The organism is Algoriphagus sp., assembly GCF_029254265.1.
Classification (GTDB): domain Bacteria; phylum Bacteroidota; class Bacteroidia; order Cytophagales; family Cyclobacteriaceae; genus Algoriphagus.
The window spans coordinates 1-14641 of the sequence record NZ_JAQWXX010000117.1; the positions used below are offsets into that span (position 1 = coordinate 1).

General features: G+C 39.1%; 11 protein-coding genes. 7 read left to right on the plus strand and 4 right to left on the minus strand.

Annotated features, from left to right (window positions below):
* Positions 1 to 117 precede the first annotated feature (117 nt).
* The 3 genes from P8O16_RS18040 to P8O16_RS18050 are packed head-to-tail and all read left to right on the plus strand — an operon-like array spanning position 118 to position 5830.
* Positions 118 to 1206: an efflux RND transporter periplasmic adaptor subunit gene (locus tag P8O16_RS18040; protein ID WP_300317019.1), complete on the plus strand. Its 1089-nt coding sequence runs from the start codon at positions 118 to 120 to the stop codon at positions 1204 to 1206.
* A gap of 24 nt (positions 1207 to 1230) precedes the next feature.
* On the plus strand, positions 1231 to 4398 hold the full coding sequence (locus P8O16_RS18045) for an efflux RND transporter permease subunit (protein WP_300317021.1): 3168 nt from the start codon (positions 1231 to 1233) through the stop codon (positions 4396 to 4398).
* On the plus strand, positions 4391 to 5830 hold the full coding sequence (locus P8O16_RS18050; protein WP_300317023.1) for a TolC family protein: 1440 nt from the start codon (positions 4391 to 4393) through the stop codon (positions 5828 to 5830). Before P8O16_RS18045 ends, P8O16_RS18050 begins: the two co-directional genes overlap by 8 nt.
* Before the next feature lie 154 nt (positions 5831 to 5984).
* On the opposite strand, the gene P8O16_RS18055 is transcribed toward P8O16_RS18050, so the two are convergent.
* The gene (locus tag P8O16_RS18055) at positions 5985 to 6680 is read right to left on the minus strand and encodes an ABC transporter ATP-binding protein (protein WP_300317026.1); all 696 of its coding nucleotides are present in this window, start codon (positions 6678 to 6680) and stop codon (positions 5985 to 5987) included.
* A complete protein-coding gene (locus P8O16_RS18060) occupies positions 6677 to 8167 on the minus strand; it encodes a DUF5687 family protein (RefSeq protein WP_300317029.1) in 1491 nt (496 codons plus the stop codon). The genes P8O16_RS18055 and P8O16_RS18060 overlap by 4 nt, the downstream gene beginning before the upstream one ends.
* A 92-nt stretch (positions 8168 to 8259) precedes the next feature.
* On the opposite strand from P8O16_RS18060, the gene P8O16_RS18065 reads away from it, so the two are divergent.
* Both P8O16_RS18065 and P8O16_RS18070 read left to right on the plus strand, forming a co-directional pair.
* Positions 8260 to 8991 carry a nitroreductase family protein gene (locus P8O16_RS18065; RefSeq protein WP_300317032.1) on the plus strand — a complete coding sequence of 244 codons (732 nt, stop codon included), beginning with the start codon at positions 8260 to 8262 and terminating at the stop codon, positions 8989 to 8991.
* An 89-nt stretch (positions 8992 to 9080) separates the two neighbouring features.
* Positions 9081 to 9434, plus strand: a complete 354-nt coding sequence (locus tag P8O16_RS18070) for a four helix bundle protein (protein ID WP_300317033.1) — start codon at positions 9081 to 9083, stop codon at positions 9432 to 9434.
* 32 nt (positions 9435 to 9466) lie between these two features.
* On the opposite strand, the gene P8O16_RS18075 is transcribed toward P8O16_RS18070, so the two are convergent.
* Both P8O16_RS18075 and P8O16_RS18080 read right to left on the minus strand, forming a co-directional pair.
* The gene (locus P8O16_RS18075) at positions 9467 to 10729 is read right to left on the minus strand and encodes a replication-associated recombination protein A (RefSeq protein WP_300317036.1); all 1263 of its coding nucleotides are present in this window, start codon (positions 10727 to 10729) and stop codon (positions 9467 to 9469) included.
* A gap of 85 nt (positions 10730 to 10814) precedes the next feature.
* Positions 10815 to 11108 carry a HigA family addiction module antitoxin gene (locus P8O16_RS18080; protein ID WP_300317037.1) on the minus strand — a complete coding sequence of 98 codons (294 nt, stop codon included), beginning with the start codon at positions 11106 to 11108 and terminating at the stop codon, positions 10815 to 10817.
* 271 nt (positions 11109 to 11379) lie between these two features.
* Between P8O16_RS18080 and P8O16_RS18085 the strand changes: the two genes are divergently transcribed.
* The gene (locus tag P8O16_RS18085; protein WP_300317038.1) at positions 11380 to 14055 is read left to right on the plus strand and encodes a T9SS type A sorting domain-containing protein; all 2676 of its coding nucleotides are present in this window, start codon (positions 11380 to 11382) and stop codon (positions 14053 to 14055) included.
* A 7-nt stretch (positions 14056 to 14062) separates the two neighbouring features.
* Positions 14063 to 14485: a hypothetical protein gene (locus tag P8O16_RS18090; protein WP_300317041.1), complete on the plus strand. Its 423-nt coding sequence runs from the start codon at positions 14063 to 14065 to the stop codon at positions 14483 to 14485.
* Positions 14486 to 14641 lie beyond the last annotated feature (156 nt).

Here is a 14641-nt window from a genome sequence, read left to right on the forward strand (position 1 = left end):
AATTACCTGGACGAGTTTTGTTACAAGCTCAACAGAAGATACTTCGGTCAAAAACTCTTTGACAGACTCATCATTGCTTCGATTTAATCATACTGGCAAGATTGCGGATATACATATATGAAAAATAGAATTTTCATGCTCATTGGACTATGTGCTATAGTCTGGATGTCTAGCTGTGACTCCAAGGGCGAACATAAAACAGAGTCAGAAACTACCTTTCAGGTTACCAGTCCATTACTAATGGACACTTTGATTACTAAAGAATATGTGTCTCAAGTACACTCTATCCAACACATTGAAATCAGAGCTCTAGAAAGAGGCTATCTCCAGAAAATTTATGTAGATGAAGGCCAATTTGTTAAAAAAGGAACCATGCTTTTCAAAATCATGCCGAACATCTACCAAGCTGAATTAGAAAGCGCAAAAGCAGAAGCTGAATTTGCAAGAATAGAATACGAAAACACAAAATCTTTGGCCGATAGAAACATCGTTGCACCCAACGAATTGGCAATGGCAAAAGCTAAGTATGATAAAGCAAAAGCAGAACTCAGTCTGGCAGAGGTTCATTTACAATTTACCGACATCCGAGCTCCATTTGATGGAATCATCGATAAATTCCTCGTAAGAGAGGGCAGCTTACTTGAAGAAGGGGAACTACTTACCAACCTCTCCGACAACAGCAAAATGTGGGTTTATTATAATGTCCCAGAGGCAGAATATTTAGACTACAAAACCCAAGCAAATAATGATGAGAAAATTCAGGTGACATTTCAAATGGCAAATCGAAAGCAGTTTGATTTTCCAGGAATAGTGGAAACCATCGAAGCTGATTTCAATAATGAAACCGGTAACATCGCTTTCAGAGCAACTTTTCCAAATCCCAACGGTCTATTGAGACATGGTGAAACAGGAAATATCCAAATGACAGTCCCTTTGATGAATACCTTATTAATTCCACAAAAATCAACTTTTGAGGTATTGGATAAAAAATATGTCTTTGTGATTGATGAAGATAATGTGGTTCACTCAAGAGAAATCACTATCGCTGCTGAATTGCCACACATTTACGCAATCGTTGGGGGACTTGAACCAAATGACAAAATTCTTTTGGAAGGTCTTCGTCTAGTTAGAGAAAACGAAGAAATCAAATATGACTTCTTGAAGCCTGATGTTGTGATTTCGCAACTGGACTTATACGCCGAATAATTTAAATCCTAAAACAAAGAATTGATGTTTAGCAAATTCATAAAAAGACCAGTTTTAGCGATTGTAATTTCCATTATTATTGTTTTTGTAGGCTCACTTGCGATGAAGCAGATGCCTATTTCACAATTCCCGGAAATTGCCCCAACGACGGTAAGTATTTTCATTGCCTATCCAGGTTCGAGTGCAGACGTACTGGTAAAATCTACTTTGATTACCCTAGAGAACTCCATCAACGGGGTTCAGGGAATGAGATACATGGCAACCGATGCAACTAGTGCCGGTGAAGCAACGATTAACGTAATCTTCGAGCCCGGGACGGATCCGAACCAAGCAGTCATACGAGTCAAGACTAGGGTGGATCAAGTAATGCCCCTTTTACCTGAACTAGTTCAACGTGAAGGTGTAATTATCACTCCGATTCAGCCTAGTATGTTGATGTATGTCAACCTCTATTCGACGAATGAAAGTATGGATGAAAAATTCCTATACAACTATGCCAACGTGAACATGATCCCTGAGATCAACCGAATCAAAGGTGTGGCAAGAACTCGAATCCTTGGAAGTAGAACTTATGCAATGCGTGTTTGGCTGGATCCTGAGCGAATGCGTGCTTACAATGTTTCTGTCGAAGAAGTAATGGAAGCCATGCAAGAGCAAAGTATTGTAGGTCGTCCTGGTAGAATTGGACAAAGCTCAGGTATATCAGCGCAATCCTTGGAATATGTGCTTACCTATAAAGGACGTTTCAGTACCTCGGAAGAGTACGACAACATTATTATTCGTGCTAATGCAGATGGTGAAAGTATCAAATTGAAAGATATAGCCCGGACAGAATTGGGTAGTGAATTCTTTGATATCTATTCCAATCTTGATGGGCACCCATCTGCAGCGATGGTATTGAAGCAAAATTATGGTAGTAATGCCAGTGATGTAATCGCTGATGTCAAAGCGAAACTGGAGGTCATGAAGCAATCTTTCCCTCCCGGAATGGATTACCAAATCAGTTATGATGTTTCCCAATTTTTGGATGCATCCATAGAGCAGGTAGTGCATACACTCAGGGATGCATTTATCTTAGTCGCCTTGGTTGTATTCATCTTTTTGGGTGATTGGAGGTCAACCTTAATTCCAATCTTAGCTGTCCCTGTATCACTGATTGGAGCATTCTTTGTGATCCAGTTCTTTGGTCTCTCGATCAACTTAGTTACACTTTTCGCCTTAGTATTGGCGATTGGTATTGTAGTCGATGATGCCATCGTAGTGGTGGAAGCTGTCCATGCTAAGATGGAAGAGTTTCCTCATTTGACGCCTTACCAGGCAGTGAAAAGAGTTCTTGGAGAAATCAGTGGAGCTATCATTGCAATAACAGCGGTAATGGTTTCTGTATTCCTACCTATCTCTTTCATGAGTGGCCCAGTGGGTACATTTTACCGCCAATTTTCCATTACCATGGCTAGTTCCATTGTCATTTCGGCTGTAATTGCTTTGACGCTGACTCCGGTGCTTTGTGCCATGCTGTTAAAGAATCATCATGGACACGAGAAAAAACAAAATATTCTTACAAGATCGCTGGACGCCTTCAATAGAGGCTTTGATAAACTTACAGGGAAATATGTAGGGTTACTTAAGTCTATGGTAAGCAGAAGATGGTTGACGTTTGGCATCTTATTAATTTTTGGAGCAGGTATTTTCTTCGAAAATGAAATTCTTCCAGCAGGGTTTATCCCAAGTGAGGACCAAGGTACCATTTACGCAATTATTCAAACTCCTCCAGGAGCGACGCTAGAAAGAACAAATCAAGTTTCTCAAAAACTTCAAAAAATATGCGAAGAGATTGATGGGGTTGAATCGGTTTCTTCCTTAGCAGAATATGAGATCATGACTGAAGGTCGTGGATCGAATGCAGGTACCTGCTTGATCAACTTAAAACCATGGGGAGAGCGAAAGCACTCTGTGAAAGAAATTATGGAGGAACTCGAGGAAGAATCAAAAGGCCTTGGTGCCGTGGTGGAATTCTTCGAACCACCAGCAATTCCTGGCTTTGGTTCCTCAGGTGGTTTCTCTATGAGATTATTGGATCAAACTACAACAACTGACTATCAGGAATTTGATAAAATCAACAAAAAGTTCATGGATGACTTGGGTAAGAGAAAAGAGCTTACTGGTCTTTTCACCTTCTTTGCTGCTAATTACCCTCAGTATGAATTAGAAATCGATAATAATAAGGCGATGCAAAAAGGTGTCTCCATCGGTAAAGCAATGGAAAACCTGAACATTCTAATAGGTAGTACTTATGAGCAAGGATTTATCCGATTTGGCAGATTCTTTAAAGTCTATGTTCAATCTGATCCGGAGTTTAGAAAGCTTCCATCAGATGTGATGAACCTCTTTGTCAAAAATGAAGCAGGAGAGATGGTTCCTTATTCAGCTTTCATGACGATGAAAAAAACTCAGGGCCCCAATGAGGTTACTCGGTTTAACATGTATAACTCTGCTTCGATTCGAGGTCTTCCTGCCGCCGGATTTACAACTGCAGATGCGATACAAGCAATTCGGGAAGTAGCTGCAGAAACTCTACCAAGGGGATATGACATCGCTTGGGAAGGTTTATCATACGACGAATCAAACAGAGGAAATGAAGCCCTTTACGTATTCCTAATCGTATTGGTATTCGTCTACTTCGTTCTAGCAGCGCAATATGAAAGCTTTATTATTCCTCTTGCAGTAGTATTCTCTCTTCCTGTCGGGGTATTCGGCTCTTTCTTCTTGCTGAAAATGATGGGGCTTGACAATGATATTTATGCTCAAATTGGACTAATCATGCTTGTTGGTCTTCTAGGTAAGAATGCCGTGCTAATTGTAGAATTTGCGGTTCAAAAGCGTCAAGAAGGGATGTCGATCCTAAACGCCGCAATTGAAGGTGCAAAAGTACGTTTCCGACCTATCTTGATGACTTCCTTTGCATTTATCGCCGGCTTGGTTCCCTTGATCATTGCAACCGGAGCAGGTGCAATAGGTAATAGAACCATTGGAGCTTCAGCCATGGGAGGAATGCTTTTCGGAACCCTTTTCGGGGTAATTATTGTCCCAGGCCTTTATTACATATTTGGCACTTTGGCTGATGGTCGTCATTTGATCCAGAATGAAGACGAAAGTCCATTATCCGAACAAACTCACCATAATCATGCTTAAAAGAATAATTTCTATAAGTCTGGGCATAGCAAGTTTTTCCTTTGCGATGACTTCTTGTAAAACTCCAGAATTGATTCAAAAGGATGTGAATTCAAATACTCCTAACGAATATCTTACCCCCTCGAAAGACTCTACAAATGTGGCTTCTGAGTTACTTTGGAAAGATTATTTCGATGATCCTAATCTGAAGGACTTGATTGAAACTGCCTTGGCAAACAATCAGGAACTGAATATTACCCTTCAGGAAATTGAAATCGCAAAGAATGAAATCCGAATCCGGAAAGGAGAATATCTTCCTTCGGTAGGAATCACTGGCGCAGCTGGCGTAGAGAAAGTAGGACGGTACACAAGTCAAGGTGCGAATGATGCGAATACGGATATTAAACCTGGAGTGGAATTTCCTGATCCACTTCAGGACTACCTCTTGGGGGCATTCGCAACATGGGAAGTCGATATCTGGAAAAAACTGAGAAACGCGAAGAAATCTGCCATGATGCGATACTTGGCTAGCGTAGAAGGAAAAAATTTCATGGTCACCAACCTGATTTCAGAAATTGCAAATTCTTACTACGAACTTCTGGCTCTCGATAATCAATTGATAATCTTGAGGCAGAATATAGCCATTCAGAAAAACGCTCTGGAAATCGTTCGCTATCAGAAAGATGCTGCTCGAGTTACAGAATTAGCCGTGAAGCGTTTTGAGGCCCAAGTTCTACAGACACAAAGCATGGAATTTTCCATCCGCCAACAGATCTTCGAAGTTGAAAACCGAATCAATTTCTTGGTAGGAAGGTTTCCTCAGACAATCGCTAGAAATTCGGAGCAGTTCAACCTTCTAAATATCTCTGAAATCAAAAGTGGATTGCCTGCCCAACTTCTGGAAAATCGACCAGATATCCGGCAGGCTGAGCTGGAGTTGGAAGCCGCAAAAATTGATGTCAAAGTAGCAAAAGCTGACTTCTACCCTTCGCTCAGAATCACTGCAGGCTTAGGGTTCAACGCCTTCAATCCTTCCTATCTCATCTCGACCCCGGAGTCTATTCTCTATTCAATTGCGGGTGACCTTACAGCTCCGCTAATCAATAGAAATGCGATTAAGGCAAGATACCTTTCTGCAAATGCCAGGCAGATTCAAGCAATTTATAATTACGAACAAACCATTTTGAATGCCTATGTCGAGGTGATGAATCAGCTAAATAATCTCGAAAATCTAAGTAATACGTATGGCCTAAAAGCAAAACAAGTTGATGCATTATCTGAATCGGTAAATATATCGAATGAGTTATTTAACTCCGCTCGAGCTGATTACATGGAAGTTTTGCTGACTCAGAGAGATGCTTTAGAGTCCAAATTTGAACTGATTGATACAAAAATGAACCAGCTGGGTGCCAAAGTGAATATTTATAGGGCACTCGGTGGTGGATGGCAATAGAGTAAAGGTTTAATAATTGGTTGATAATTTCCGCATTTTATAGTGGAGATAAATTGAAAAACCCTTCCAAAATTTGGAAGGGCTTTTTCTTGTTTATAGTCATAAATGAAAAGTATTAATCTGAGACGAATCTTTATATTTTTTTACGATAAAATCATCCAGTAAAGTAAGCTTCAAGCTCCGACATCATTGCTGATTTATCTCGGAGGTCGTTGATTATTTTTCCTTTTTCCAGCAATACAATTCGGTCGCAAATCTCGGTGACGTGATTCAGGTCATGACTTGAAATCAAAAATGTTAGGTTCGATTGCTCCTTTTCCTGAAGAATCAATTTCTTCAACCTGATCTGCGAACTTGGATCCAAATTTTCGAATGGCTCATCCAGAAAAATCACTTCAGGTTTACCCATCATTGCAGCAGCTATTCCTACTTTTTTGAGATTTCCTTTAGACAGATCTCGGATGTATTTCTTTTTGCCAATAATCTCTCCGTTGAATAACTCACTGAATTTCTCCAAATGAACGCCCAAATCAGCATCTGACATTCCGTAAATCTTTCGTAGTGTCTGGAAATACTCATCTGGAGTCAAGTAGGTCAGTAACATATGCTCATCAAGGTAAGCTCCCGTAGTCGCTTTCCAGCTTTCTGTCTTACTGACATCCTGCCCATCTATTGTCACCGAACCTGATGTAGCCCGTACCAAATCAAGCATGATTCGAAATAATGTAGTCTTACCGGCTCCATTATTTCCTACCAATCCAAAACACTCAGATTTTGGGATGCTTAACTGATCCACATCTAGGACAACAGCTTGTTTGTATTGTTTCTTTAATTGATTGACTTGAATCATGATTCTTGACGGAATGAAGATGAAATTTCGTAACGATTTGAATTAATGCGATTGATATTGATTTGACTAAGAGGTTTGAAGGCAAAGATTCCAATGATGCCGATGATTCCTAAGGCTAACAGTCCCACATAATCATTAACCAAATATGAAAATGGAAGATAAATCAAATATGGACCGGCCATCAAAGGGATGATTATCAGGAACTGAGCTGCTCCCACCCCTTCATAGTTAAACATAGCCCCTTTATTCAAGTCCATTGGCTTAGGTTTCCAAAGGGCAAAATAAATAATGACATGGATCATTACCCCAATGTTAAACAAGAACGTGGCGATGTGAACCAATAGAATATTCCATCCGAAATACACATACGGAATAGATGCCAAAAAACAGATCACCGAGATACTGATAAAGAGTAAGTATTTCCCTTTCACTAATGCCTCCACCCCATCTTTCCGATTGAGGAAAAAGTCAAAATTTCCTGAATTCCAACTGAGAAACTGCTGACCATACTGGATCATAAAGATTCCCGTGATAAACACTCCAACAAAGATGAAGATTGCGGAGATTCCCCCACCTTCACTTTCATAAACAGGGTTGGTATAAAATATCAATCCATAGAGCAAAAAGAACGCAGATAACATCAGGTAAGTCCTGCTTTTCTTATGTCTAATGATCAATTTCCATTCTAGATTTGCCAATTCACCTGCCATTCCAAATTGGGAGAAAAACCCTATAGATTGACCTACAAATCGAATCTCATCTTCGGCAGCTAAATCTTCCAAGTAAGCATTGTCAAGGTAAAATCTACGACAAAGAATAAATGTTCCAATCATCAAAACAGCTAAAACAGCCATTGGAATTGGACTAGTCAATGCGAAATCAAAGATTGGCTTGGTTAATTCTCCAAGATTGAACCATCCCATATAGCTAGATCCAGCTCCTAGAGCCAAAATAGCAAACACTGCAATAATCCCAGTCAGACCATCCTCGAATCGCTGCTTGAACCAAAGCATAAACCAATGCAAAGTCCAGCTTGTCAAGACAATACTTCCCATCCAGAAAACTGCGCCGCTATTCCCATACTCAGGAGCAATAATTTGAAATGCAGAAGGCAGAAATAGCAAAATGGCAATTACTGATAATGCTGAAATAAACGATCGGATCAACAGCATGGAGATAATTCTTCCTTTCCCTATCGGTAAATGAAGTAGACTTTCTAATTCAATCACGGGAAGGGTCTGGAGAAAATAACGGTACATGAATTCCCCCAAAAAGAAGAAAATCAGATAGCTGTTTAAAACCACAATTGGGTCTTGGCCTTCGGCTAAAGTGTCAATAATCCGGGGTAGGAAAATCCCTGCACCAAAGACGTACGAAAGTAAAACCAGCACCAAAAAACCCAATAGCACATTGGCCATGGCGCTTTTTGCGAATGAAGTAGACCTAAAACTTTTTAGAAACTGTAATTTGATTAATTCAAAAATCATAAAATTTGCTGTTGAATATTCTTTCTAAATTAGCCCCAAAATATCACCAAACTTGCAAAAATTTTTAAAATAGGAATATAAAAAAAGGATAAATGATGGAAGTTGTACAGGAATTAGGATTTTTCAAGACAGTGGAAGAACGTCGATCGGTCAGATTATTTGATCAGGAAACCCCTTTCGATCATGATTTAGTGAGAAAATGTTTGGAAGCAGCGATTCTTTCTCCTAATAGTAGCAATCTCCAGCTCTATCAATTTGTCAGAGTACCAGAATCCTCTCCGATCAAAGACAAGCTGGCCGAACTTTGCATGCGCCAAAAGGCCGCAACTACCGCACGAGAACTCGTGGTGGTCGTGACAAGAAGAGATCTTTGGAAATCCCGTGCAGCGGCAAATTACGAATACATTAAATCAGCCACTCAAAACCAACCCGAGAAAAAGAAGAAACAAGCGTTAAGTTATTATAGTAATCTGATCCCAAAGCTTTACTCAAAGTACCCTGGCTGGACTCTCCTTAAAAAGTTAATTGCATTTTTTATGGGTTTGAAGCGCCCTATGGTTCGTGAGGTTGGTGAAACTGAAGTTCGAATCTCTGTTCACAAGTCAGCCGCCCTAGCTTCCATGACTTTTATGCTTGGGATGAAAGCTGTCGGCTATGATACCTGCCCAATGGAAGGCTATGATTCCAAGCGGGTACACAAACTCTTAAATCTTAGTTCCGGCTCCGAAATATGTATGATCATCGGATGTGGTCCTGGGCTTCCCGGAGGTATTTATGGGGAAAGATTTCGATTGAACTCTGAAGAACTAATTAAATCCATATAAGTAAGAAAGCTAAAGTGAGAAATCTAAAATCCTAAACAAAAATTCAATCCCTAAGTATTTAAAACAAACCTAGTTTTGAAAATTTTACTATGGATAGAGACCTAAAAGACAGAACCAAAAAATTTGCACTTGAAATCATAAAACTTGTTTCGGAGTTACCCAAAACTACTGTTGGATTTGAATTAGGAAAACAGCTACTCAGGTCTGGGACTTCAATAGGAGCAAATTATCGATCTTCACAACGAGGAAGGTCTAGAGCCGAATTTATCTCTAAATTATCGGTCGTACAGGAGGAGGCCGATGAAACTATTTTTTGGTTAGAATTGATTTCCGAATCCAATTTACTTTTTGAGGATAGAATTAAATCGGCTTTAAAAGAGGCAAATGAATTGACAGCGATTTTTACAACCATGCTAATAAATTCAAAGAAAAATTCTGGCTAGCCTTTCAGATTTCTCATTTCAAACTTCTGACTTTAGTACCCATATTTCCCCTTCCACTTCCCACTCAAATACCTCCTCAATTCATTCTCGCGGGCATTATCTCCCGGATCATAAAGTTTAAGTCCTTTGATTTCTTCGGGCATAAACTCTTGGGCAACGAAATTGCCGGGGAAGTCATGGGAGTATTTATAGGCTTTGCCATAGTTCAGATCTTTCATCAGTTTTGTTGGCGCGTTGCGCAAAGCCAAAGGAACCGACAAGTCTCCCTTTTCTTTGACCAAAGCCTGAGCTTGATTGATCGCCAAATATGCAGCATTGCTTTTTGGTGAACTTGCCAAATAGGTCACACACTGAGAAAGAATAATTCGGGATTCTGGGTAACCAATGATTTTCACCGCTTCAAAACAATTTGTCGCGAGAAGCAAAGCGTTCGGATTGGCATTGCCAATATCCTCAGAGGCCAAAATCACCAAACGCCGAGCGATAAACTTCACATCCTCTCCCCCTTCGATCATCCGGGCCAGCCAATACACCGCTGCGTTGGGATCCGAACCACGAATCGATTTGATAAAAGCCGAAATGATATCGTAATGCTGCTCCCCTGATTTGTCATAGAGTGCGACTTTCTGCTGCGCAATTTGCATAACGATTTCATCTGTGATTACACAAGGATTCTCATTGATTCCCTCTATGACAATTTCCAATAGATTCAGAAGCTTCCGCCCGTCTCCTCCTGAAATCCGAAGTAAGGCATCGGTTTCTTTTAACTCGACTTTGATCTTTTTCAGATCCACATCTTTCTCCAAAGCTTGATGAACCATGGCTTCGAGTTCAGATTTCCCAAGCGGATTTAGCGTAAAAACCTGACATCGGGAAAGCAAAGCCCCATTTACCTCAAAAGATGGATTCTCAGTTGTCGCTCCGATCAGTCGGATTACTCCTTTTTCCACGGCTCCCAAAAGCGCATCCTGTTGAGATTTATTGAAGCGATGAATCTCATCAATAAAAAGTACTACACCCATTTGAAATTTGGCTTTCTCAATCACCTCCCGAATATCTTTCACCCCAGAACTAATCGCAGAAAGGGTATAAAAAGGTGCTTTAATCTCATTGGCGATGATATTGGCAATCGTAGTCTTCCCCACCCCTGGAGGACCCCAAAGTATCAGTGAAGGAACATTGCCTGACTTGATGGCTTTGAAAAGAAATGAGTTGGGCGAAGACAAATGGGCCTGACCGATTAGCTCTTCCAATCGGGTTGGTCGCATTCGCTCTGCAAGTGGGGTGTTGTTCATAGGAAATAAAAAATGTAAAATTTAAAATTTCAAAATTAGAAAAGAACCTAAGTCTTATAGAATATAAAAAAAGGCCTTTTCAGACCTAATTAAAATCAAACTGTTTAATGGAGTCTAATTCAGTTTGTTTTGAATTTTGCTCTTTCTCTAGGTCAAAATCATCTTGAAGACCAAGCCAGAACTTTGGAGAAGTTCCAAAGAATTTTGAGAACCTTAAGGCAGTATCAGCAGTAATTCTCCTTCTTCTCTTTATGATTTCAGAAATCCTAGTTTGGGGAATGTTCGTTTCTTTAGCTAATCTATAAGCTGAAACTCCCATTGGTTTCAAAAACTCCTCACTCAGAATTTCACCTGGATGTATGTTTTTGTGTTTTTCCATAATATTGACTTTTATTTATAGGTCCCAAAATCCACCAAAGCCTCATACCTTATGTTCAAATGAGTTAAATAGGTAAAATGGACTATTTCAAAATTTACGCTATTTAAACTAATTAGGACAGCCAATTTCCTAACCAAATTTTTATTTAGATTATTTGCGTGTTAGTCAAAAATTAACTGAATATTAAATTTCAGAAAATCTTTTGATTAGGCTGTAAAAGAACAATAGATTATCACTAAATTGAAGATAGTTATTTTTAAAAATATGATTTATGAAAAAGATCCTTACTTTTCTACTTAGTCTTCTTTTTATTCAAATAAGTTTAGGCCAAGATGTCGATAAGGATCTTCTTATGCAAACCTACTACCGTTTGGATAGTATCAACCCCGGCTCCCTACAAACGAAATATCTCCTGAATAAAGGATTTTTCTTTGGTCAATATATGGAGAAAATGAAGGCTTTGAATCCGAGGGAAAACATTTTGTTTTTATCTTCCTGGGAGTGGAAATCGATTTTCATGGGAATAAAAAAATCCGGAGTTGGAGATAAAAAATCCTCTAAAAACTCTGAATCTACTCTTGATTCTCTAAGCCAATCTAATTCTTCCGTGCCAATAGGAATTATTTCGGTCTCAGGGGAATGGTTGGAAAACTATGAAATTGATGAGAATATCAATGCCGTCAAAAAGGGCTATCAACCAAAAAAAATCTACAAAAAAGTTCCTGTAATCGCTGCTGCACCTCTACACACTGAAGTTTTTTCTACAGATGTTATTTTCGAGATTTCCGAAAGTCTATTTCTGGTCGAAGAATTGGATGAAACCAAAGTATCTATTGACTTTTCTGACGGAAATGGATTTGTGGAAATTGTTATGGGTGAAAAAGTTGGAGTTAAGTATGCTGGGCCTGGTGAAAAAGCTATCATTACCAAAATAAGTGATTCCAAGGATGAGTATCTGATTTATTCCAAAATTCTAGTAACTGAATATGACAATACGAAACCTGATATTATTTTCAATTTGTCTTCGGATCAAGTAGTAAATCCAAACGGGCGTGTGCAAACTCTATCAGGAGGGCAAGCTTGGTTGTACAATGGCTGTGACCGAATATTCGATAAACCTGTGATTATCGTGGAGGGTTTTGATCCTACTAATGAAAACGATATAGAAAAAATCAGGGACAGTTATGAAGATTTGGTTGAGTCTATTCTCAAAGCCAAGGGCTATGATGTAATTTACTTAAATTTTAATAACGGAGGTGCTTCCATTCAAAGTAACGCAGACGTTTTAAAACAGCTCCTTATTGATGTAAAGCAAAAAAAGACTGGGAATCATTCCATTACTGTGATTGGAGAGAGCATGGGTGGGTTGGTAGCCAGATATGCCTTGAGAGGTATGGAGATTCAAAATCAAACTCATGGAGTGGATAAGTTTATCAGCTTTGATTCTCCTCATCTTGGAGCTAATGTTCCCGTTGGTTTCCAAAAATTACTAGAAGATGTCGATGATATTGATATCAGGCAGCTATTTAATATTGCTCAAAGTGACATTGACCTCGGAAAAGCCTATCTCAATAGTCCGGCGGCTAGACAAATGCTACTCAGGTACAAAGGGGCCAATCCTCATCCTGATTTCACTGCTTTGCAGAATGAGTTTACTCAAATGGGTTTTCCTTCCCAGAATAATATTCGAAACATTTCCATCATCAATGCGAGCGAGCTAGGAATTACCCAATCCCCAATCGGTAATTTTAATCCTGGTGACCTATTGTTCAACGCGACTTCATTACATGGATTTGCCAATGTCGTAATCAAAAACAGGACAAATAATATTAGTTCTTCTACAAAAGTATCCTCCATTTGGATAACAGTGGGAGCTGTGCCAACTACTATAAAGGATCGAACCTATACCTTCGATGCATTTAACTATGATATTTCGGCTGGAGGGTTACAAAATTCCGCAGATATTGACTTCCGACCAAAATGGTGGCAGCATGCGTTGCTAATTTTGTTTCAATTAGGCTATAATGTGGTTACCAATTATGACAGAGATGACTTTTCATTTGTACCCTTGTTCAGCTCAACGGCCTCAACAGCCCCCCGAAGCAATCAAAGCCATTTAAATAGGACTGTATCTCAATTAGAATCAAATAATTGGACTCCTTTTGATGCTATTTATAGTTCGTCAGGTAACACATTTCATGCAAGTCCTGGATGGGTAAATTCGGAGTGGATTGATTTATTAGATGAAGAATTTGGACCAGCTTTAATACCCTGTACTGAAGGAATTATGGCACCTCCTCCTTCACCACGATTCAATACCACTGCATGGTATATGTGCCCAAATGATTCAAGAAATTTCTGGATCACTAACCCCTCAGCCTTATCAAACTTATACACGCATCGATGGGATATAACAGGCCCCAATGGATTTTTTCAAAGTGTTTTTTCAGAAAATCTTACTTTGGGTTATTTAACCTCTGGATCTTATACCATCACATTAATTAGATCCTATTCCGGAGGTGCATATTCAAATATTTCCACCACCTACAGCAGGGTACTTACCGTATATCCTTCCACGCATTCTGAATGCAGCGGAGGTGGAGGTGGACCTATCCAAAGAATCCTTCCAAGTGAAACTTCTACTGCTCCTGCCTCAAATGATTCTGATAATGTAGATTACATAGACTTATCAAGAATTCGATTTTGGCCCAACCCAGCGGATCATGGACTCCATGTCCAATTTGAGTTAAATGAATCCTCGGACCTCAACATTTCCTTATATCCTGCTTCTAGCAATAGGAACGACGGGATGATTCTGACTTCTGGGTATCGTCCTAGCGGTAATTTCAAGGAAGAATATGATATAGGAGGCATTCAGCCTGGACTTTACATACTTCAAATACAGGCTGGGAAGAAAATAATAAGAGAGCGGTTAATTGTTAAATAAATCAAATATGAAATCAATTTCTTATAAAATATTGGCAGCTTTTGTAATTGTTCTATTCTTTGGTGGATGTATAGATTTCACTAAGGATCATACTCGATTTAAAGGAAGAGTGATTGAAGCCAATAATCTTTCTTTGGATAGTGTTAAATTAGTATTTATTTCTGGGAAATCTGAGTTTCTCGATTATAGAATTATAAGGATAGATACTGTAAATTTATTTTCTGATGGTGATTTTGAATTTACAATAAACTCAAGAGACGAAGGTATAAATACAATCGGAATAACACTAGCCGTAGAGAAGGATGATAACTCTAGGGATGCAGCATTAGATTTTGAATTTTACAATTGTTCTCCTTACGATTGCAAAGATTTTGAAATCGGTAAAAAGTATGAATTTAATATCACGGTAACATTGCCACAGAAAGACTAAGTCTGAATATGATGTATAACTAAGATGTTATAAATATAATTATATGTATATCCGCAAAGATGCCAGTAGCCAAATAAGTTAGAAGTGACAGCCAGTGACAATCGCTTTCTTGCGATCTTAACGGGTACTAAATTAGGTCAAAATAAACGGTTTTGA

Bases quoted from the DNA above. Each gene is read 5' to 3' on its own strand.
- P8O16_RS18040 (WP_300317019.1), top strand. From the start codon at position 118: ATGAAAAATAGAATTTTCATGCTCATTGGACTATGTGCTATAGTCTGG.
- P8O16_RS18045 (WP_300317021.1), top strand. From the start codon at position 1,231: ATGTTTAGCAAATTCATAAAAAGACCAGTTTTAGCGATTGTAATTTCC.
- P8O16_RS18050 (WP_300317023.1), top strand. From the start codon at position 4,391: ATGCTTAAAAGAATAATTTCTATAAGTCTGGGCATAGCAAGTTTTTCC.
- P8O16_RS18055 (WP_300317026.1), bottom strand. From the start codon at position 6,680: ATGATTCAAGTCAATCAATTAAAGAAACAATACAAACAAGCTGTTGTC.
- P8O16_RS18060 (WP_300317029.1), bottom strand. From the start codon at position 8,167: ATGATTTTTGAATTAATCAAATTACAGTTTCTAAAAAGTTTTAGGTCT.
- P8O16_RS18065 (WP_300317032.1), top strand. From the start codon at position 8,260: ATGATGGAAGTTGTACAGGAATTAGGATTTTTCAAGACAGTGGAAGAA.
- P8O16_RS18070 (WP_300317033.1), top strand. From the start codon at position 9,081: ATGGATAGAGACCTAAAAGACAGAACCAAAAAATTTGCACTTGAAATC.
- P8O16_RS18075 (WP_300317036.1), bottom strand. From the start codon at position 10,729: ATGAACAACACCCCACTTGCAGAGCGAATGCGACCAACCCGATTGGAA.
- P8O16_RS18080 (WP_300317037.1), bottom strand. From the start codon at position 11,108: ATGGAAAAACACAAAAACATACATCCAGGTGAAATTCTGAGTGAGGAG.
- P8O16_RS18085 (WP_300317038.1), top strand. From the start codon at position 11,380: ATGAAAAAGATCCTTACTTTTCTACTTAGTCTTCTTTTTATTCAAATA.
- P8O16_RS18090 (WP_300317041.1), top strand. From the start codon at position 14,063: ATGAAATCAATTTCTTATAAAATATTGGCAGCTTTTGTAATTGTTCTA.